The sequence below is a fragment of the Streptomyces sp. 2P-4 genome, from assembly GCF_030167965.1.
GTDB classification, from domain to species: Bacteria; Actinomycetota; Actinomycetes; order Streptomycetales; family Streptomycetaceae; genus Streptomyces; species Streptomyces globosus_A.
Map to the genome: position 1 here is coordinate 5,916,294 of NZ_CP095011.1, position 19,795 is coordinate 5,936,088.

Here is a 19,795-nt window from a genome sequence, read left to right on the forward strand (position 1 = left end):
CGGCTTGAGTTCAACTTCATAGTGTTTCGGTGGTCATAGCGTTAGGGAAACGCCCGGTTACATTCCGAACCCGGAAGCTAAGCCTTTCAGCGCCGATGGTACTGCAGGGGGGACCCTGTGGGAGAGTAGGACGCCGCCGAACAATCATTGTGGGAAAGCCCCGCACCAGCTCTGGTGCGGGGCTTTCCTGCGTTCAGGGGGCAGGGCCGACTCCTGTAGGGTCGGGAGGCATCGTTCGTACGTTCAACGGCAACAGTGGAGGCCCCCGGGTGGAGGTCCAGGAGACTCGGGTTCAGACGGACCGAATTTTCACCATTCCGAACATCCTGAGCATGGCTCGGCTCGCCGGCGTGCCGCTGTTCCTCTGGCTGATCCTCGCCGAGTACGACCTGTGGGCGCTGGTCGTGCTCATGCTGAGCGGGGTCACCGACTACCTCGACGGGAAACTCGCGCGCCGGTGGAATCAGATCAGCAGCCTCGGCCGGCTCCTGGATCCCGCCGCCGACCGCCTGTACATCCTCTCCACGCTCTTCGGACTGACCTATCGGGACATCCTGCCCCTGTGGCTCACCGGGGCCCTGCTGGCCCGCGACCTCATGCTGCTCGTGATGGTCGGCGTCCTGCGCCGGCACGGCTATCCGCCGCCGCAGGTCAACTTCCTCGGCAAGGCCGCGACGTTCAACCTCATGTACGCCTTCCCGCTCCTCCTCCTCAGTGACGGCACGGGCTGGTTGGCCTGGATGGGGGCAGTTTTCGGATGGGCGTTCGCCGGATGGGGTACAACCCTCTATTGGTGGGCAGGAATCCTTTACGTGGTGCAGGTCCGCCGGCTCGTCAAGGCGGACACCACGGCCGATTGAACCCTCCCGCGCAGGCGACGCGGACGGTCGCGACGCTGCCGTACGGGACGGACGAGATCGGCTGGAACGTCGTCTCCCGAGGAGGACCCTTCCGACATGAAGGCCGTCGTGATGGCCGGCGGCGAAGGCACACGCCTTCGCCCGATGACCTCGAGCATGCCGAAGCCGCTCCTGCCGGTGGCCAACCGGCCGATCATGGAGCACGTGCTCAGGCTGCTCAAGCGGCATGGGCTGAACGAAACCGTGGTCACCGTCCAGTTCCTGGCGTCGCTCGTCAAGAACTACTTCGGTGACGGCGAAGAGCTCGGAATGGAGCTCACCTATGCCAATGAGGAGAAGCCACTCGGCACCGCCGGCAGCGTGAAAAACGCCGAGGAGGCGCTGAAGGACGACGCATTCCTCGTCATTTCCGGGGACGCCCTCACCGACTTCGACCTCACCGACCTCATCCGCTTCCACAAGGAGAAAGGCGCACTCGTCACGGTGTGCCTGACCCGGGTTCCCAACCCCCTCGAATTCGGCATCACCATCGTCGACGAGGAAGGAAAGGTCGAGCGCTTCCTGGAGAAGCCGACCTGGGGACAGGTGTTCTCCGACACCGTCAACACCGGCATCTACGTCATGGAGCCGGAGGTCTTCGACTACGTCGAGGCCGACGTCCCCGTCGACTGGTCCGGCGACGTCTTCCCGCAGCTGATGAAGGAAGGCCGGCCCATCTACGGCTACGTCGCCGAGGGGTACTGGGAGGACGTCGGCACCCACGAGAGCTACGTCAAGGCCCAGGCCGACGTCCTCGAAGGCAAGGTCCAGATCGACATGGACGGCTTCGAGATCTCGCCCGGCGTGTGGATCGCCGAAGGAGCCGAAGTCAGCCCCGACGCGGTCCTCCGCGGCCCGCTCTACATCGGCGACTACGCCAAGGTCGAAGCCGGGGCCGAGATCCGCGAGCACACGGTCGTCGGATCCAACGTCGTCGTCAAGAGCGGCGCCTTCCTGCACAAGGCCGTCGTCCACGACAACGTCTACATCGGCCCCCACAGCAACCTGCGCGGCTGCGTCGTCGGCAAGAACACCGACATCATGCGGGCAGCCCGCATCGAAGACGGCGCCGTCATCGGCGACGAATGCCTCGTCGGCGAGGAATCCATCGTCCAGGGCAACGTCCGCGTCTACCCCTTCAAGACGATCGAAGCCGGCGCCTTCGTCAACACGTCCGTCATCTGGGAGTCCCGCGGCCAGGCCCACCTCTTCGGCGCCCGCGGCGTCACCGGCATCCTCAACGTCGAGATCACCCCCGAACTCGTCGTCCGCCTCGCCGGCGCGTACGCCACGACCCTGAAGAAGGGCGCGATCGTCACCACCGCCCGTGACCACTCGCGCGGCGCCCGCGCGCTCAAACGGGCAGTGATCTCCGCACTCCAGGCCAGCGCCATCGACGTCCGCGACCTGGAGAACGTGCCCCTGCCCGTCGCCCGCCAGCAGACCGCCCGCGGCAGCGCCGGCGGCATCATGCTGCGGACCTCGCCCGGCGTCCCCGACTCCGTCGACATCATGTTCCTCGACGAGCGCGGCGCCGACCTCTCCCAGGCCCAGCAGCGCAAACTCGACCGGGTCTTCGCCCGCCAGGAATACCGGCGCGCCTTCCCCGGCGAAATCGGCGACCTCCAGTTCCCCTCCAGCATCTTCGACTCCTACACCGGATCCCTGCTCCGGCGCGTCGACACCACCGGCATCGCCGACTCCGGGCTCAAGGTCGTCGTCGACGCCTCCAACGGCAGCGCCGGCCTCGTCCTGCCCAGCCTGCTGGGCAGGCTCGAAGTGGACGCCCTCACCATCAACCCCGGCCTCGACGAATCCCGGCCCACGGAAACCGCCGAATCCCGCAGGGCCGGCCTCGTCCGGCTCGGCGAGATCGTCGCCTCCGCCCGCGCCGCGTTCGGCGTCCGGTTCGACCCCGTCGGCGAGCGGATCTCCCTCGTCGACGAACGCGGCCGGATCATCGAGGACGACCGGGCCCTGCTCGTCCTCCTCGACCTCGTCGCCGCCGAGAAGCGCAGCGGCAAGGTGGCGCTGCCCGTCACCACCACGCGCATCGCCGAACAGGTCGCCGCCTACCACGGCACCCAGGTCGAATGGACGACCACCTCGCCCGACGACCTCACCCGCGTCGGCCGAGCCGAGAACACGATCTTCGGCGGGGACGGCCGCGGCGGGTACATCGTCCCGGAGTTCAGCAGCGTCTTCGACGGATCGGCCGCGTTCGTGCAGCTCATCGGACTGGTCGCACGGACGCAGCTCACCCTGAGCCAGATCGACGCGCGGATACCGCGAGCCCACGTCCTCAAGCGCGACGTGCCGACCCCCTGGGCCGTCAAGGGGCTCGTCATGCGGCGCGTCGTCGAGGCGGCCGGAGACCGCCAGGTGGACACCACCGACGGCGTGCGGGTCGTCGAGGCCGACGGCCGGTGGGCGCTCGTCCTGCCCGACCCGGCCGAAGCCGTCACGCACCTGTGGGCGGAAGGCCCCGACGACGCCTCCGCCCAGGCCCTGCTCGACGAATGGGCGGACGTGGTCGACGGCGCCGGACGCTGACAGGACCACCCGGACCGGACCACCGGCCAGGCCCGCCGCAGCGGCACCGCCGCCGCGGCGGGCCCGGCCGCGCGTCCACCCGTCGGGCACATTCGGTACCGGCGGCGCCGACGTGCGACGATGAGCGGCATGTCGCAGCCGCCTCCCCACCGCGGACCGGCGCCGGTACCGCCCGCGCGCCCGGACGCGTCCATGTCGCTGCTGACGCACGTGATGGACCACAGCCTCGACGAGGGCTACGCGGAGGCGGCGGCCCGGCGCCGGGCGGACGGCACCGCCGGCCTGCCCCGCAGCGTCAAGGCCAAGCTGGTGCTCGCCACCGGCATCGTGCTCACCGCCGCCGTCATCACGCTCGGCGCGGCCCGCACCCAGATGTCCGCGCCCGTCCTCGCCAAGGAGCGCCAGGAGCTCATCGACCGCGTCCACCGCGCCGACGACCGGGCCGACGGCCTGGAACGCGACATCGAGCGCCTGCGGGGCGACGTCGCCGGACGGCAGCGCGAGGCGCTCAAGCAGCACGGCGGCGACCAGGGCCAGCGGACGGCGCTGCTCTCCGGTGCCACCGAAGTCCACGGACCCGGACTCAAGCTCACCGTCGACGACGCCAAGGGGTCCTCCTCCGCGGCCGGCGGCAAGCCGCGCGAGAACAGCGGGTTCTCCGACACCGGCCGACTGCGGGACCGCGACATGCAGCGGATCGTGAACGGCCTGTGGCAGGCCGGAGCCGAAGCCGTCTCCATCAACGGGCAGCGGCTGACCGCCCTGTCGGCGATCCGCGCGGCCGGCGACGCGATACTGGTCGACAACCGGCCGCTGGTCCCGCCGTACGAGGTGCTGGCGGTGGGCGACAAGAAGCGGCTCCCGGCCGCGTTCCAGGACTCCGTGGACGGCCAGTATCTGCGCGTGCTCCAGGAGAGCTACGGCATCCGGTACACGCTGTCCCCCGCGGACGAGGTACGGCTGCCCGCCGCGTCCAGCCTGACCGTACGGACAGCCACAGCAGCAGAAGAGCCGAAGAAGGGTGCATCGTGATCGCGGTACTGGGCCTGCTGGCCGGAGTGGTGGTCGGACTGCTGGTCCGGCCCGAAGTGCCGGCCGTCGTCGAGCCTTATCTGCCGATCGCCGTCGTCGCGGCGCTCGACGCGGTGTTCGGCGGCCTCCGCGCGATGCTGGACGGCATCTTCGACGACAAGGTCTTCGTCGTGTCGTTCCTGTCGAACGTGGTCGTCGCCGCGCTCATCGTCTTCCTCGGCGACAAGCTGGGCGTCGGCTCGCAGCTGTCCACGGGCGTGGTCGTCGTCCTCGGCATCCGCATCTTCTCCAACGCCGCGGCCATCCGCCGCCACGTGTTCCGGGCGTGAGGCCGATGAGCACCGGCGACACCCCTCCCGAAGAGCCGAAGGCCCCCCTGCCGCCGAAGCAGGCCGGGCCGGCCCCGCAGCCCCGTGACACCTCCGCCGTCCCCCCGAACGCGCCCGGGCAGCCCGAGGCCCCCGCGCAGCCGGCCGCGGCCGCGCGGTCCGGCAGCGGCGACGGAACGGGCCGGCAGCGGCTCGCGGCCGGGCTGTGGCCGCCGCGGTTCAGCCGGGCCCAACTGATCGTCGCCCTGCTGCTGTTCGTCCTCGGCCTCGGACTGGCCATCCAGGTGCGCTCCAACAGCGACTCCGGTGCCCTGCGCGGCGCCCGGCAGGAGGACCTCGTCCGGATCCTCGACGAGCTCGACGGGCGGACCCAGCGCCTGGAGGACGAGAAGCAGCAGCTGGAGGACCAGCGGCGCGAGCTCGAGAACAGCTCCAACCAGGCCGAGGAGGCGCGTCGGCAGACGGTGGAGAAGGAGCGCCAACTGGGCATCCTGGCCGGTACGGTGGCGGCACAGGGCCCCGGGATCACCCTGCGGATCACCGACCCGAAGGGCCAGGTGCAGTCCGACCAGCTGCTGGACACCCTCCAGGAGCTGCGGGCCGCCGGCGCCGAGGCGATCCAGATCAACGGGGTGCGGGTCGTCGCGGGCTCGTACTTCTCGGACGAGGGCGGGGGGATCGCCATCGACGGTAGGAAGATCGCACAACCCTACGAGTTCAAGGTCATCGGCAAGCCCCAGGACCTGGAACCGGCGCTCAACATCCCGGGCGGGGTCGTGCAGACGCTGGAAAAGGAACAAGCCACCGTGGCCGTCACACGGTCGGCGAAGATCGTTGTGGATGCCTTGCGGGCTGCGAAGCAGCCTGACTACGCTCGGTCGTCATCGTCGTGACGCAGGACGGGGGGCCGACGGCTCACGCGGGCTGCCGCCTGCGGGGGGTCGGCGCACCGAAGTCGTGGTGCGTGGTGGAAACTGTCTGGTGGTTGCGGACGTTGTGAGGATGTCCGGGTCGGCAGGTGTGTGCATTCGGAGTTCGTCCTGCCCCACGGGCGGGTCTGTTTCGTTCAAGGGGAATCGCCCGTGAAGTTGTTTGAGAAGTTGTTCGGAAAGAAGAACCGCGAGGAAGACGGTGCGGCGCAGCACCGCGCGGGCCAGGGGGAAGCGCAGGCGCCGGCGGACCGGCCGCTCTTCCGTGACGAGGTCGCGGGCGCCGGCGACGTTCCGGGCGCGCCCGGCGCGTCGTCTGTTGACCCTGCCGGTACCGCCCGCATAGGTTTCGGTGACGCATCAACCTCGAGTACGGGTGGAGGGTTTGCTCCCGACCCGTACGCCACCAACGCCTCCGCGGGGCAGCCGCGGCACGAGGAGCCGTCCATGTCGGCCGAGCAGGTCTGCAGCAGGTGCGGGCACCGCAGCGATGCGGCCAGCCGGTTCTGCTCCAACTGCGGGGCGCCGCTGCGGGCGGGTCTGACGCCGGAGCGCGCCTCGGAGACCACGTCCACCATCTCGATCTCGGGCCTCGAGGCCTACGAGGCCGAGGTGTCCGGACAACAGCACGTGTCGTCGCTGTCCCCCGAGGCCCAGGCCGCGGTGGAAGCACTGCCCCCGGGTTCCGCGCTGCTGATCGTGCGGCGGGGCCCCAACTCCGGGAGCCGCTTCCTGCTGGACGGCGAGCTGACCACGGCGGGCCGGCACCCGCAGAGCGACATCTTCCTGGACGACGTCACGGTCTCCCGGCGGCATGTCGAGTTCCGCAGGAGCCAGGACGGCGGTTTCACCGTCGCCGACGTCGGCAGCCTGAACGGCACGTACGTCAACCGCGAGCCCATCGACTCGGTGCCGCTGCACAACGGCGACGAGGTCCAGATCGGCAAGTACCGGCTGGTCTTCTACGCGAGCCTGCGGGGCGCCTGACACCCCCTGGCGCCGTCCGGGACCGGCACCCGCCGCCCCCGGACGGCGCTCCGGGGATCCCCAGGGAAGGTTCCATGCTGCGCACTCCGACAGGCGGTGCCCCGAACGGCTCCGCAGCCCAGGCCGACCGGCTCGTGAGCATCGGCGCGGTGATCGCGATGCTGCGGGACGAGTTCCCCGAAGTCACCATCTCCAAGATCCGCTTCCTGGAGGCGGAGGGGCTCGTCGAGCCCCGGCGCACCCCTTCCGGATACCGCAAGTTCAGCACCGCGGACGTGGAGCGGCTGGCCCGCATCCTGCGGCTCCAGCGCGACCACTACCTGCCGCTGAAGGTCATCCGCGAGCAGCTGGACGCGATCGACCGCGGGGACCAGATCCGCATCCCCGCACCCACGGCCCACGGGGAGTCCGCCGGCACCGCCCCGCCGCCGGCCGCCGCCGGCGGAGAGCCGGCGGCGCCCGCCCGGGTGGGGCGGGCCGAGCTCATCGCCGCCGTCGAGGCGGACGAGGAGCAGCTGGCCGCCTGGGAGGCGTACGGGCTGCTCGCCGAGGGTCCCGGGGGCGGCTTCGACCAGGATGCGCTCACCGTGGCCCGCCTGCTCGCCGACCTCGGGCGGTTCGGGCTGGAGCCGAGGCACCTGCGGGCGATGAAGGCCGCCGCGGACCGGGAGGCGGGCCTGGTGGAGCAGGTCGTGGCACCGCTGCGCCGACACCGCAACCCGCAGACCCGGGCGCACGCGGAGGCCACCGTGAAGGAGCTGGCGGGGCTGTCCGTACGGCTCCACGAGGCCCTGGTGCAGAGCGCCCTCGGGGTGCGGCTGCACTGACCGGACGGGCCCGACTACCCAAACCTGCCGGGCAGGTCCTAGGGTTGCTGTGTGAACGAGCTCGACGTTGTGGGTGTCCGGGTGGAAATGCCCTCGAACCAACCGATCGTGCTCCTGCGTGAAGTGGGAGGCGACCGGTACCTCCCCATCTGGATCGGACCGGGGGAGGCGACCGCGATCGCCTTCGCGCAGCAGGGGATGGCCCCCGCCCGTCCGCTGACGCACGACCTGTTCAAGGACGTGCTGGAGGCGCTCGGTGAGGAGCTCACCGAGGTCCGGATCACGGATCTGCGGGAGGGCGTCTTCTACGCGGAGCTGGTCTTCGCCAGCGGGGTCGAGGTCAGCGCACGCCCGTCCGACGCGATAGCGCTGGCCCTGCGGACCGGTACGCCGATCTTCGGCAGCGACGGCGTGCTGGACGACGCCGGAATCGCCATTCCGGACGAGCAGGAGGACGAGGTGGAGAAGTTCCGCGAGTTCCTCGACCAGATCTCCCCGGAGGACTTCGGCACGGGGCCGCACTGACAGCCGGTTCCGGGAATCCGGGAGTCGGCAGCCCATCCGGCCATTCGTTCCCGGCTTCGGGGCACGGGAAACCACTCTCAGGGTGATTATCACTCGGCGTGCCGAGTGTGGCGATCGTTGACGCACCCCGGGCGACTGCCTACCTTCGAGGGGGCAGGCAAGGACGGAGGGTCGGCGTGAGGATCACGGGCGACGGTACGACCGGGGGCATCCCCGCACGGAGTGACGGTGGGCCGTACCCGCTCCACGGCAGTGCGGCGGGCTCCGCTCGCCGTCAGCCGGAGACCACGCCGGGCACCGCGCCCGCGGCGCCTCCGGCGGCCGAGGTCGTCGGCTACCGCGGTCCGACCGCCTGCGCGGCGGCCGGGATCACCTACCGGCAGCTCGACTACTGGGCCCGCACCGGGCTGGTGGAGCCGACGGTGCGGCCCGCGTACGGGTCCGGGACGCAGCGGCTGTACAGCTTCCGCGACGTCGTCGTCCTCAAGATCGTCAAGCGGTTCCTCGACACGGGCGTGGCCCTGCAGAACATCCGCAACGCCGTGCAGCACCTGCGGGAGCGCGGCTTCTCCGACCTGGAGCGCGTGACGCTCATGAGCGACGGCGCCAGCGTCTACGAGTGCACCTCGCCCGAACAGGTCGTCAGCCTGCTCCAGGGCGGCCGGGGCGTCTTCGGCATCGCCGTGGGCGTCGTCTGGCACGACGTGGAGAAGGCCCTGTCCCAGCTGCACGGAGAGCGGGTCGACACCGGCGAGACCGTCGTCGGCCACAACCCCGCGGACGAGCTGGCCGCGCGCCGCAACCGGGCGGGCTGACCGGCCGCACGCCGGCCGCCGCCTTGTCAGAGGCATAGGGCAGCATCGGGGCCGTGAGATCCGCGCCGACCATCCTGCACCTGGACATGGACGCCTTCTACGCCTCCGTGGAGCAGGCGTCGAAGCCCAGCCTGCGCGGGAAGGCCGTGATCGTCGGCGGGCTGGGCCCCCGCGGGGTCGTCGCCACCGCCTCGTACGAGGCGCGCCGTTTCGGCGTCCACTCGGCCATGCCGACGGCGCAGGCCAGGCGGCTGTGCCCGAACGGCGCCTACCTGGTGCCCCGCTTCAGCCTGTACCGGGCGGTCAGCGACACCGTCATGGGGCTGCTGCGGGAGTTGTCGCCGCTGGTGGAGCCGCTCAGCCTGGACGAGGCCTTCGTCGACCTGGAGGCGGGCGGCACCGCCTGGGACGCCGCGTCCGCGCGGGCGGCGGGGGAGCGGCTGCGCGCGGACATCGCGGCCGCGACGGGCCTCAGCGGGTCGGTGGGGCTGGCCGGCTCCAAGATGCTGGCGAAGGTGGCCTCGGAGGAGGCAAAGCCGGACGGGCTGCTGCTGATCGAGCCGGGGACCGAGCGCGCGCTGCTCGCGCCGATGCCGGTGCGCACGCTGCCGGGGGTCGGCCCGGCCACGGGGGAGCACCTGCGGCGGGCCGGGATCACCACGGTGGGGGAGCTGGCGGAGGCCGGCGAGGACGAGCTCGTGCGGCTGGTGGGGCGCGCGCACGGGGTCGGCCTGTACCGGATGGCCCTGGGGCTGGACGACAGGCCCGTGGTGGCCGAGCGCGATGCGAAGTCGGTCTCCGTCGAGGACACCTTCGACATCGACCTGCACGACCGGGTCCGGATCCGTACGGAGGTGCAGCGTCTCGCCGACCGGTGCGTCGGGCGGCTGCGCGCCTCCGGGCACTCGGGGCGGACGATCGTGCTGAAGGTGCGCCGCTACGACTTCTCGACGCTGACGCGCTCCGAGACGCTGCGGGGGCCCACCGACGACCCGGCCGTGGTGCGGGAGGCCGCGGCGCGCCTGCTGGAGGGGGTGGACACCACCGGCGGGGTGCGGCTGCTGGGCGTCGGGGTCAGCGGGCTGGCGGACTACACCCAGGAGGACCTCTTCGCGCAGTCCCTCGCCGGTGCTGCGGCCGGGACGCAGCCCCGAGAGGCCGGCTCCGGCGCGCAGGGGGCCGTACAGTCCCCGCCGGACGGTGAGGGAGCCGCAGGGGCGGAGGAGGCCCCAGGGGCCCCCGGGGGCAGCGGGGCGGACGGGGCGGCCGAGCCTGCGCGCGAGCGGCACTGGCCGGCCGGCAGCGACGTCTCGCACGCCGTGTACGGGCCGGGGTGGGTGCAGGGCAGCGGCGTCGGCCGCGTGACCGTCCGCTTCGAGCGCCCGGGGTCCCCGCCCGGCCGGGTCCGCACCTTCCGCGTCGACGACCCCGACCTGGCCCCCGCCGACCCGCTGCCCCTCGTGGGGCACGGCGAGGCCCCCTCCGCGGAGTCCGCCGAGGGGGCCGGAGCGGGGCCGGGCGCGCTGTGAGGGCTACTCCTCGTCCCGGTCGCCGGAGGCCAGGTGGCCGAAATCACGCCGGGAGGCGATCTCCGACGGCAGGGTCACGTCCAGGCCGTAGTGGTGGTACAGCTGGAGTTCCTGCTCGGGGGAGAGGTGCCGGCCCACGCCGAAGTCGGGGGCGTTCCGGATCAGGGAGCGCTCGAAGGGCACCCGGAGGGCGTCGCCGACCAGCTCACTCGGTTCCAGGGGGACGAAAGCGTCCCGGCTGAACAAACCGGTCCGGACGGCCGCCCACTCGGGGACGCCCGTCGCGTCGTCGAGGTAGACCTCGTCGACGGTGCCGATCTTCGCACCGTTGCGGTCGAACGCCTTGCGGCCGATCAGGCTGCGCGGGTCGATGTCGGTCTGCACGGTCACCTCCACGAGGTCGCAACTCTCCGCTATGACCAACAAAAGGGCATTTCCGGGCGGGGGGCCACTCGAGGGAGGCCCGGGAAGCGCGCTGGTAGGCTGGGTATCGGCTGACGACCCTGTGCGGGAGAGTCCTCCACCGAGCTCGACGGAGGCGCCGAAGGAGCAAATCCTCCCCGGAATCTCTCAGGCATACGTACCGCACGGACGAGGCCACTCTGGAAAGCAGGAGCGGGTCCCGGGCGCGTGCCGGTTCCCCCTCCTCACCGACGGTGAAAGCCGGATCCCCGCGGAGCAGTCCGCAGGGGCCCGGTGAAGCTCTCAGGTTGAGATGACAGAGGGGGAGGCCGTCCGGGCGCCCGCGCCGTGGTGCCCCTCGCAGGTCGTACGACCCAGGAGGCCTCCGTACATGACCGCCAACCGCATTCCGCTCTCCCAGCTGGAGCGAGGCATTCCCTTCGAGCAGCGCCACATCGGCCCGGACGCCGAGGCGCAGGCCAAGATGCTCGCCCACGTGGGCTTCGGCTCGCTGGACGAACTGACCGCTGCCGCGGTGCCGGATGTGATCAAGAGCGCGGCCGCGCTGGACCTCCCGGAGGCGCGGACCGAGGCCGAGGTGCTGGCCGAGCTGCGGAGCCTCGCCGCCCGCAACGAGGTCCTCACCCCGATGATCGGCCTCGGCTACTACGGGACGTTCACGCCGCCGGTGATCCTGCGCAACGTCATGGAGAACCCCGCCTGGTACACGGCGTACACCCCGTACCAGCCCGAGATCTCCCAGGGCCGCCTGGAGGCGCTCCTGAACTTCCAGACCGTCGTCGCCGAGCTCACCGGCCTGCCGACCTCCGGCGCCTCGCTCCTCGACGAGGGCACCGCGGCCGCCGAGGCCATGACCCTCGCCCGCCGCGTCGGCCGCGCGAAGGGCAGCGTCTTCCTCGTCGACGCCGACGCCCTGCCGCAGACCATCGCGGTCATCGAGACCCGCGCGGAGCCGATCGGCATCGACGTCGTCGTCGCCGACCTCTCCGAGGGCATCCCCGCCGAGATCGCAGAGCGCGGCGTCTTCGGCGTGCTGCTCCAGTACCCGGGCGCCTCCGGTGCCGTCCGCGACATCAAGCCGCTGATCGACCGCGCCCACGAGCTCGGCGCGATCGTCGCCGTCGCCGCCGACCTGCTCGCCCTGACCCTGCTGGCCTCGCCCGGCTCGCTCGGCGCCGACATCGCCGTCGGCACCACGCAGCGCTTCGGCGTCCCGATGGGCTTCGGCGGACCGCACGCCGGCTACATGGCCGTCCAGGACAAGCACGCCCGCTCGCTGCCCGGCCGGCTCGTCGGCGTCTCCGTCGACGCGGACGGCAACAAGGCCTACCGCCTGGCGCTGCAGACCCGCGAGCAGCACATCCGCCGCGAGAAGGCCACCAGCAACATCTGCACCGCGCAGGTGCTGCTCGCCGTGATGGCCGGCATGTACGCCGTCTACCACGGCCCCGAGGGCCTGCGGACGATCGCCCGCCGCACCCACCGCTACGCGGCGCTGCTCGCCGCCGGCCTCACGGCCGGCGGGGTCGAGCTCGTACACGGCTCCTTCTTCGACACGCTCACCGCGCGGGTCCCCGGCAAGGCCGCCGAGGTCGCCGCCGCCGCCCGCCGCCACGGCGTCAACGTCTTCCAGGCCGACGCCGACCACGTCTCCGTCTCCTGCGACGAGACCACCCTGCGCGCCCACGTCGAGGCCGTCTGGGCCGCCTTCGGCGTCACCGCGGACATCGAGGCCCTCGACGCGGCCACCGCCGACGCGCTGCCCGAGGAGCTGCTCCGCTCGGACGCGTACCTGACCCACCCGGTCTTCCACCAGCACCGCTCCGAGACCGCGATGCTGCGCTACCTGCGCAAGCTCGCCGACAAGGACTACGCGCTGGACCGCGGCATGATCCCGCTGGGCTCCTGCACCATGAAGCTCAACGCGACGACCGAGATGGAGCCGGTGACCTGGCCCGAGTTCGGCCAGCTGCACCCCTTCGCCCCGGTCGAGCAGGCCGAGGGCTACCTCACGCTCATCCGCGAGCTGGAGGAGCGCCTCTCCGAGGTCACCGGCTACGACAAGGTCTCCATCCAGCCGAACGCCGGCTCGCAGGGCGAGCTCGCCGGCCTGCTCGCCGTCCGCGCCTACCACCGGGCCAACGGCGACGAGCAGCGCACCGTCTGCCTGATCCCGTCCTCCGCGCACGGCACCAACGCCGCCAGCGCCGTGATGGCCGGCATGAAGGTCGTCGTCGTCAAGACCGCCGACGACGGCGAGGTCGACACCGACGACCTGCGCGCCAAGATCGAGCAGTACCGCGACGAGCTCGCCGTGCTGATGATCACCTACCCGTCGACGCACGGCGTCTTCGAGGAGCACGTCGCCGACATCTGCGCCCAGGTCCACGAGGCCGGCGGCCAGGTCTACGTCGACGGCGCCAACCTCAACGCCCTGGTCGGCCTCGCCAAGCCGGGCCACTTCGGCGGCGACGTCTCGCACCTGAACCTCCACAAGACGTTCTGCATCCCGCACGGCGGCGGCGGCCCCGGCGTCGGCCCGGTCGGCGTCCGCGCCCACCTCGCCCCGTACCTGCCGAACCACCCGCTGCAGCCGACCGCCGGCCCCGAGACGGGCGTCGGCCCGATCTCGGCCGCCCCGTGGGGCTCGGCCGGCATCCTGCCGATCTCCTGGTCGTACGTGCGCCTCATGGGCGGCGAGGGCCTGAAGCGGGCCACGCAGGTCGCGGTGCTCGGCGCGAACTACATCGCCAAGCGCCTGGAGCCGCACTTCCCGGTCCTCTACACCGGCCCGGGCAACCTCGTCGCGCACGAGTGCATCATCGACCTGCGCCCGCTGTCGAAGGCGACCGGCGTCAGCGTCGACGACATCGCCAAGCGCCTGATCGACTACGGCTTCCACGCGCCGACGATGTCCTTCCCGGTGGCCGGCACGCTGATGATCGAGCCGACCGAGTCCGAGGACCTCACCGAGATCGACCGGTTCTGCGACGCCATGATCGCGATCCGCGCGGAGATCGAGAAGGTAGCCTCCGGCGAGTGGCCGGCCGGGGACAACCCGCTCGCCAACGCCCCGCACACCGCGGCGGCGCTGGGCGGCGAGTGGGACCACCCGTACACGCGCGACGAGGCCGTCTTCCCCGGCGGCGTCTCCGCCGCGGAGAAGTACTGGCCGCCGGTGCGCCGTATCGACGGCGCCTTCGGCGACCGCAACCTCGTCTGCTCCTGCCCTCCGCTGGACGAGTACGACAACTGAGGTCCTCTTCCGCGCGGCCCCGGTTCCGGGGCCGCGCGGACCTGACACAAAGGCCGGCCCGGGAGCGACGCTCCCGGGCCGGCCGTCTACCGTCGGTTCCGTGCTGCTCCGCGCTGTCCCGGCTAGGCCGCGGCCTGCGCCGCCGCGAGCGGGCGGTGCGGGGCGATGATCTGGCCGTCCGGCAGCAGCTCACCGGTGTCCTCGAAGAGCAGGACGCCGTTGCACAGCAGGCTCCAGCCCTGTTCCGGGTGGTTCGCCACGGGCTTGGCGGCCTCCCGGTCGGCGGAGTCGGCTGACGGGCACGCTGGCTGGTGATGGCACATGGATGCGTTCTTTCGCTGCGGTGTGGTCTGTGTGCTGCGGCTCGATACCTGGTTCATGGCCGCCCCCCGTTGTCGACGACTAGATGCGGTGAGGGTCCCAGTGTTGCCCCACGGACTCGAGTCCGCAGGGATTTCCGGGAGCTGTCCTCACAGATTGATGACGCATCACTCGTGCGGGCGGTTCAGCTCAACTCCCCTGTCAATTCGGATGGTTCGCAGGTGGCCCGGCTGGGCTAGGCCGAATGGGCCATACGGGCGGGAGCCGGCTCCGTCAGGCGGCCGGAGCGGCCGGAGTGGCCAGTGGGGGGCGTACGGGCGGGGCCGGCTGGGTCAGCCGGTGGGTCATCACCGGCAGCAGCTCCGACACCGGGTGCGGCCGGTAGGCGGCGATCCCCGGAGGGGCGGGAGCGAGCGGGACCAGCAGGTCGGAGGCGGCCGGCAGCCCGGAGGAGGCGTCCGCCCCGACCGCCCCGTGCAGCCACAGCGTCAGCATGTACAGCTCCGGCACCGACAGCAGCCGGGGCTGGTAGCCCTTGCCCAGCGACTCCGCCTGGCGCAGGGCCCGTTCCGTGGCGGCGACGTACGGGCCCTCGAAGAAGTGGGAGAAGGCCCAGCCGTCCGCGGTCAGCCGGACGTCGGCCGCGGCGATGTGCCGCTCGCCGGCGCGGATCAGGAAGCGCCACCCGACGAGCCGGGTCCGCGGCGGGCGGGCCGGGGTGCCCGGCTGGGAGACGCCGAGCCGGTCCAGCACGTGGACGGGCAGCGGCAGTTCGGCGGTCAGCGGACCCTGCTGGGCGCGCAGGGCGGGGGTTCCCGCCGCGACGGCTGCGGGGGAACCGAGTGCCGCGAGGACGCTGCGCAGGGCAGGCGCGGGAGCCGGGGGGACATGCAGCGGCATGGTGGGTCGCCTCTCGGTTGGGAGACCTGTGGATCGGGGCGGGGTGCAGGGACGGCGCTGTCGCATTCTGGGGCCAGAGGGGGGCTGAGGGGCAATGGCCGCGCGCCAACTCTCTGCCTCGTTTGCGGAGTTTATACGACATGTGTTCACACAGTGTTTCGGCTAGCCGTCCGGGCTATTGCCGGCAAGGCCCTTACCGGTCCCACTGAGATGGCATTCATGCCGTCTTCGCGCGAACACGTCGCGCTGACCTCGGAGGTTACCGGACCGGGGCTCGGCTGGAAAGCGCTGATTAACCGCAACCGGCAAAGGCGATGCGGAATTTGCATACAGTGACTTGCCAGGAGAATGTGCCATGGCGCCCTTCGGCCAATCCGGCGCACGCCTCCCGCCCCGGCTGCCGCCGCCGCGTTATCGATCACGCCTCCGGGGCATCATCGACCGTACACGCGCGCCCGGAACCCGGGCCGCGGCCACTCGAGGAGGGACGCTCCGATGGGGGAGAAGGTCGTGGCGGGCGGATTCGACCTGTCCGATCGACGGCGGTACCGGAGGAAGCTCCACGAGTGCCTGGAGGGGCTGGAGCGGCTCTTGGCCGAGAAGAGGTTCGACCGTCCCAAGAACATGATGGGACTGGAGATCGAGCTGAATCTCGCGGGCCCCGACGGGATGCCGCGCATGGTGAATGCGCAGGTTCTGGAGCGTATTGCGAGCCAGGATTTCCAAACGGAACTGGGAATGTTCAACCTGGAGGTGAACGTCCTCCCGCACCGGCTCGGCGGCCGCGTATTCGACCAGCTCGCCGAGGAGCTGAGCGCGGGCCTGGGCTACGCCCACCGCCAGGCGGCGGACATGGACGCCGGGGTCGTGATGATCGGCATCCTGCCCACGCTCACCCGCTCCGACCTGGTCACCGCCAACCTCTCCGCGGTGGACCGGTACTCGCTGCTGAACGAGCAGATCCTGATGCTGCGCGGGGAGGACTTCCTCCTCGACATCGACGGCGTGGAGCACCTGGTCTGGAGCACCGGGTCGATCGTTCCGGAGGCGGCCTGCACCTCGGTCCAGCTGCACCTGCAGGTCACGCCCGGCCGGTTCTCCGACGTGTGGAACGCCGCGCAGGCCGCGACCGCCGTCCAGATAGCCGTCGGCGCCAACTCGCCGTTCCTGTTCGGGCACGAGCTGTGGCGCGAGTCGCGGCCCCCGCTGTTCACGCAGGCCACCGACACCCGGCCGCCCGAGCTCCAGGCGCAGGGCGTACGGCCGCGCACCTGGTTCGGGGAGCGGTGGGTGGAGTCCGTCCAGGAGCTCTTCGCGGAGAACGTCCGCTACTTCCCGGCGCTGCTGCCCATCTGCGACGCGGAGGAGCCGCTGCGGGTCCTCGCCGAGGGCGGGGTGCCGGGCCTGCAGGAACTCGTCCTGCACAACGGGACGGTCTACCGCTGGAACCGGCCCGTCTACGGGGTCGTGGACGGGGTACCCCACCTGCGCGTGGAGAACCGCGTCCTGCCGGCCGGACCGACCGTCGCCGACGTCGTCGCGAACGCCGCCTTCTACTACGGGCTCGTCCGGACCCTCGCGGACGAGCAGCGGCCGGTGTGGACCCGGCTGCCGTTCGCCGAGGCGGAGGCCAACTTCGACGCGGCCTGCCGGTACGGCATCGACGCGCGCCTGCGGTGGCCCCGGCGCGGCCGCGGCGCGGGCCTGGCGGCCGTGCCGGCCGTACGGCTCGTCCTGGACGAGCTCCTGCCGATGGCCGCGGCCGGGCTGGACGCCTGGGGCATCGAGCCCGCCGACCGCGACCACTACCTCGGCATCATCGAGGAGCGCTGCCGGCGGCGGGTGAACGGGGCCACCTGGCAGGTGGACACATACCACCGGGCCCTCGCGGCCGGAATGGAACGCGACGCGGCGCTGGCCGCGATCACCCGCCGCTACAGCGAGCTGATGCACAGGGGCGAACCCGTGCACACCTGGCCCGTCGGGCTCGTGGAGGAGGAGCCGCGGGCCCCGGTGCCGGCGCAGCGGGGCTGAGCCCCGGCCCGCCCCGCCCGCGGGCCGTCCCGTTCCGCCGGAGCCCTCCCGTGATCCGCCCGCGACCCCGAGGGGGCAGTATGGGGTGGTCGGAAGCACAGGGCGGAACGGGAGACTCACGTGCGGGCGCAGCCGGAGCCGGTGGTCGGAACGTTGCAGGAGGACGGGCTGCGGCGGATGCTGCGGACCGAGGCGCTGCTGGTGCTCGCCCTGTCCCTGGGGGCGAGCGCCGTCTCGTCGCTGATCAGCTTCATCGGCGCGCTGACCAAGCCGGGCGCCCTCAAGGACCAGGCCGCCACCCTCAACGGCTCGTACGCGCCCGGCCGGCCCTGGCTGGACCTGGCATGGCAGCTGTTCGGCATCACCACCGCCCTCGTCCCGGTGCTGCTCGTCGCCCACCTGCTCACCCGCGAGGGGGTGCCGGGGCTCCGCGTCCTCGGCTTCGACCGGACCCGGCCCGGCGGCGACCTCGCCCGCGGGGCGCTGGTCGCCGCCGGCATCGGCAGCGCGGGGCTGGCGTTCTACCTGGCCGCGCAGGCGGGCGGGTTCAACCTCACCGTGCAGCCGGAGGCGCTGCCCGACGTGTGGTGGAAGTTCCCCGTCCTGATGCTCTCCGCGGTGCAGAACGCCGTCGTGGAGGAGGTCATCGTGCTGGCCTACCTGCTGCGCCGGCTGGACCAGCTGGGCTGGTCGCCGTGGGGCGCGCTCGCCGCCAGCTCGGTGCTGCGCGGCCTGTACCACCTCTACCAGGGCATCGGCGGGTTCGTCGGGAACATGGTGATGGGCGCCGTGTTCGTCCTCGCCTACCGGAGGTGGGGGCGGGTCGGGCCGCTGGTCGTCGCGCACTCCCTGCTCGACATCGTGGCGTTCGGCGGGTACGCGCTGCTCGCCGGAAAGGTCGGCTGGCTCCCCACCCCCGGTTAGCGGTCAGGGGCGGGCCAGGAGCTCGCCGTCGATGACGGTGACCGCCTGCCCTGTCAGGAGGGTGCGCGCGCCGGCGAGGGCGACCTGTACGAGGCCCTGACGGGCGCCGCCCTGGAGGCCGGTCAGCCGGGTGCGGCCCAGGCGCGCGGCCCAGAACGGGGCGAGGGCGGTGTGCGCGCTGCCCGTCACGGGGTCCTCGTCGATGCCGAACGCGGGGAAGAAGCCGCGGGAGACGAAGTCGTACCCGCGTGAGGGGTCCTCGGCGGCCGCGGTGACGACGACCCCGCGGCGCGCGTAGCCGCGCAGGGCGGCGAGGTCCGGGGTGAGCCCGCGCACGGAGGCCTCGTCGGCGAGTTCGACGAGGAGGTCCCCGATGTGCTCCGAGGTGTCGTGGACGGAGCGGATGTCGGCGCCGAGCGCGGCACGGACGGCGGCGTCCGGCTCGACCGGGGTCAGGGACGAGGTGGGGAAGTCCAGGGTGATCGTCCCGTCCTCGGCGGTCTCGGCGGTGAGGACGCCGCAGCGTGCGCCGAACCGGATCGGGCCGCGGCGGCCGGCGAGGCCGTTCGAGGCGAGGACGTGCGCGGTGGCCAGTGTGGCGTGGCCGCACATGTCGACCTCGGCGGTCGGGGTGAACCAGCGCAGTGCCCAGTCGGCGCCGCCGCCCGGGGGCAGCGGATGGGCGAAGGCGGTCTCGGACAGGTTCACCTCGGCGGCGACCTGCCTGAGCCAGGCGTCCGGCGGGAAGCCGCCGTCCAGGAGCAGGACTCCGGCGGGGTTGCCGCGGAAGGGGCGGTCGGTGAAGGCGTCGACGATTCGGAGGCGCATGCGGCGACGGTACGGCCGACCGCCGCCCGGCGACAAAAGCCGTTCCGGTAGGCCCTGTGCCGGGGAATCGCCGCGAGCAGACCGTCGCCGGCGCATACGCGCCCCGTGGCGATGAGCAGCCGCGAACGAGGTGAGGACCCCACGGCAGACCAGGGCGGCGGCCGGGGGCGGGAGGAGTGGCCCCGGGCGATGTGTTCCGCCGGCAGCCGGAGGCCGCCCGTCCCTGCCGTGTCGGGGCAGCGTGCTGCCGTTCAGGCGACCAGGCCTGCGAGCCTGCGCAGGGACTCGTCCAGGGCCGCGGCTGCGGAGTCCTTCAGCTTTCCCGCCATCAGGGAGACGGCGGCTCCCGTGAACTCGCCGTCGATGCGGACCGCGGTGCCGGCGCCGTCAGGGACCAGGGTGTAGCGGGTCAGGATGTTCACGCCCATCGGGCCCTTCCCGGTGAGGGCGAGGACCCGTTCCTCCTCCAGCTCCGAGACCGTCCAGACGACCTCGGCGGGGAAGCCCATCATCTTCATGTTCTCCTCGAAGGTCGCGCCGAGCGCGAGGGCCGCGGGCCCGCCCTTCGGGAAGCCGGTGTGCGTCGCGCTCCAGCGGCCGTACGCCGGCCAGTCCGTCAGCTGGGCCCAGAGCCTTGCCGGGGACGCCTCGATCGTTGCGTGCGCGGTGACTTCGGCCATGCGG

18 protein-coding genes, 1 rRNA gene and 2 riboswitches are annotated in these 19,795 nt (G+C 72.0%); of the genes, 14 read left to right on the forward strand and 5 right to left on the reverse strand.

Annotated features, from left to right (window positions below; all coding sequences use genetic code 11):
- The first annotated feature begins 25 nt into the window (after nucleotides 1–25).
- From rrf to MUK52_RS26350, 11 genes are all read left to right on the forward strand, one after another.
- Nucleotides 26–142 (forward strand): 5S ribosomal RNA (gene rrf, locus MUK52_RS26300).
- 127 nt (nucleotides 143–269) lie between these two features.
- On the forward strand, nucleotides 270–860 hold the full coding sequence (gene clsA / locus MUK52_RS26305) for a cardiolipin synthase ClsA (protein WP_114056672.1): 591 nt from the start codon (nucleotides 270–272) through the stop codon (nucleotides 858–860).
- A gap of 96 nt (nucleotides 861–956) precedes the next feature.
- Nucleotides 957–3,452, forward strand: coding sequence for a mannose-1-phosphate guanyltransferase (locus MUK52_RS26310; protein WP_114056671.1), 2,496 nt, complete (start codon nucleotides 957–959; stop codon nucleotides 3,450–3,452).
- Between the two features lie 120 nt (nucleotides 3,453–3,572).
- Entirely contained in the window at nucleotides 3,573–4,484 is a 912-nt protein-coding gene (locus tag MUK52_RS26315; protein ID WP_114056670.1) for a DUF881 domain-containing protein, read from the forward strand.
- A complete protein-coding gene (locus MUK52_RS26320) occupies nucleotides 4,481–4,813 on the forward strand; it encodes a small basic family protein (protein WP_114056669.1) in 333 nt (110 codons plus the stop codon). Before MUK52_RS26315 ends, MUK52_RS26320 begins: the two co-directional genes overlap by 4 nt.
- Nucleotides 4,814–4,818: 5 nt before the next feature.
- Entirely contained in the window at nucleotides 4,819–5,706 is an 888-nt protein-coding gene (locus tag MUK52_RS26325) for a DUF881 domain-containing protein (RefSeq protein ID WP_114056668.1), read from the forward strand.
- A gap of 81 nt (nucleotides 5,707–5,787) precedes the next feature.
- Nucleotides 5,788–6,729: an FHA domain-containing protein gene (locus MUK52_RS26330; protein ID WP_246042852.1), complete on the forward strand. Its 942-nt coding sequence runs from the start codon at nucleotides 5,788–5,790 to the stop codon at nucleotides 6,727–6,729.
- Nucleotides 6,730–6,803: 74 nt separating this feature from the next.
- Nucleotides 6,804–7,556: a transcriptional regulator FtsR gene (gene ftsR / locus MUK52_RS26335; RefSeq protein ID WP_114056666.1), complete on the forward strand. Its 753-nt coding sequence runs from the start codon at nucleotides 6,804–6,806 to the stop codon at nucleotides 7,554–7,556.
- A 51-nt stretch (nucleotides 7,557–7,607) separates the two neighbouring features.
- The gene (locus MUK52_RS26340; RefSeq protein ID WP_114056665.1) at nucleotides 7,608–8,081 is read left to right on the forward strand and encodes a bifunctional nuclease family protein; all 474 of its coding nucleotides are present in this window, start codon (nucleotides 7,608–7,610) and stop codon (nucleotides 8,079–8,081) included.
- Nucleotides 8,082–8,257: 176 nt separating this feature from the next.
- Nucleotides 8,258–8,896: a MerR family transcriptional regulator gene (locus MUK52_RS26345; protein WP_114056664.1), complete on the forward strand. Its 639-nt coding sequence runs from the start codon at nucleotides 8,258–8,260 to the stop codon at nucleotides 8,894–8,896.
- Nucleotides 8,897–8,949: 53 nt separating this feature from the next.
- The gene (locus MUK52_RS26350; protein ID WP_284580611.1) at nucleotides 8,950–10,425 is read left to right on the forward strand and encodes a DNA polymerase IV; all 1,476 of its coding nucleotides are present in this window, start codon (nucleotides 8,950–8,952) and stop codon (nucleotides 10,423–10,425) included.
- A 3-nt stretch (nucleotides 10,426–10,428) separates the two neighbouring features.
- Here MUK52_RS26350 and MUK52_RS26355 read toward each other — a convergent pair whose 3' ends face one another.
- Complete coding sequence (locus tag MUK52_RS26355; protein ID WP_114058805.1) at nucleotides 10,429–10,809, reverse strand: PRC-barrel domain-containing protein; 381 nt, start codon at nucleotides 10,807–10,809, stop codon at nucleotides 10,429–10,431.
- Nucleotides 10,810–10,923: 114 nt separating this feature from the next.
- Nucleotides 10,924–11,021, forward strand: a riboswitch (glycine riboswitch).
- Nucleotides 11,022–11,157: riboswitch (glycine riboswitch) on the forward strand.
- Nucleotides 11,158–11,218: 61 nt separating this feature from the next.
- Here MUK52_RS26355 and gcvP point away from each other — a divergent pair.
- Nucleotides 11,219–14,104: an aminomethyl-transferring glycine dehydrogenase gene (gene gcvP, locus MUK52_RS26360; protein ID WP_284580615.1), complete on the forward strand. Its 2,886-nt coding sequence runs from the start codon at nucleotides 11,219–11,221 to the stop codon at nucleotides 14,102–14,104.
- 122 nt (nucleotides 14,105–14,226) lie between these two features.
- Here gcvP and MUK52_RS26365 read toward each other — a convergent pair whose 3' ends face one another.
- Nucleotides 14,227–14,427, reverse strand: coding sequence for a DUF5999 family protein (locus MUK52_RS26365; RefSeq protein ID WP_284580618.1), 201 nt, complete (start codon nucleotides 14,425–14,427; stop codon nucleotides 14,227–14,229).
- 271 nt (nucleotides 14,428–14,698) lie between these two features.
- The gene (locus MUK52_RS26370) at nucleotides 14,699–15,325 is read right to left on the reverse strand and encodes a hypothetical protein (protein WP_114056660.1); all 627 of its coding nucleotides are present in this window, start codon (nucleotides 15,323–15,325) and stop codon (nucleotides 14,699–14,701) included.
- A gap of 495 nt (nucleotides 15,326–15,820) precedes the next feature.
- On the opposite strand from MUK52_RS26370, the gene MUK52_RS26375 reads away from it, so the two are divergent.
- Both MUK52_RS26375 and MUK52_RS26380 read left to right on the forward strand, forming a co-directional pair.
- Nucleotides 15,821–17,359 (forward strand): glutamate-cysteine ligase family protein, encoded by a 1,539-nt coding sequence (locus tag MUK52_RS26375; RefSeq protein ID WP_114056659.1) that lies wholly within the window; start codon nucleotides 15,821–15,823, stop codon nucleotides 17,357–17,359.
- A 177-nt stretch (nucleotides 17,360–17,536) separates the two neighbouring features.
- Nucleotides 17,537–18,283: a CPBP family intramembrane glutamic endopeptidase gene (locus MUK52_RS26380; protein WP_284581777.1), complete on the forward strand. Its 747-nt coding sequence runs from the start codon at nucleotides 17,537–17,539 to the stop codon at nucleotides 18,281–18,283.
- Between the two features lie 3 nt (nucleotides 18,284–18,286).
- Here MUK52_RS26380 and MUK52_RS26385 read toward each other — a convergent pair whose 3' ends face one another.
- Both MUK52_RS26385 and MUK52_RS26390 read right to left on the reverse strand, forming a co-directional pair.
- The gene (locus MUK52_RS26385; RefSeq protein ID WP_284580622.1) at nucleotides 18,287–19,111 is read right to left on the reverse strand and encodes a PhzF family phenazine biosynthesis protein; all 825 of its coding nucleotides are present in this window, start codon (nucleotides 19,109–19,111) and stop codon (nucleotides 18,287–18,289) included.
- A 251-nt stretch (nucleotides 19,112–19,362) separates the two neighbouring features.
- Nucleotides 19,363–19,791, reverse strand: coding sequence for a type II toxin-antitoxin system Rv0910 family toxin (locus MUK52_RS26390; RefSeq protein ID WP_114058803.1), 429 nt, complete (start codon nucleotides 19,789–19,791; stop codon nucleotides 19,363–19,365).
- Nucleotides 19,792–19,795: the final 4 nt, after the last annotated feature.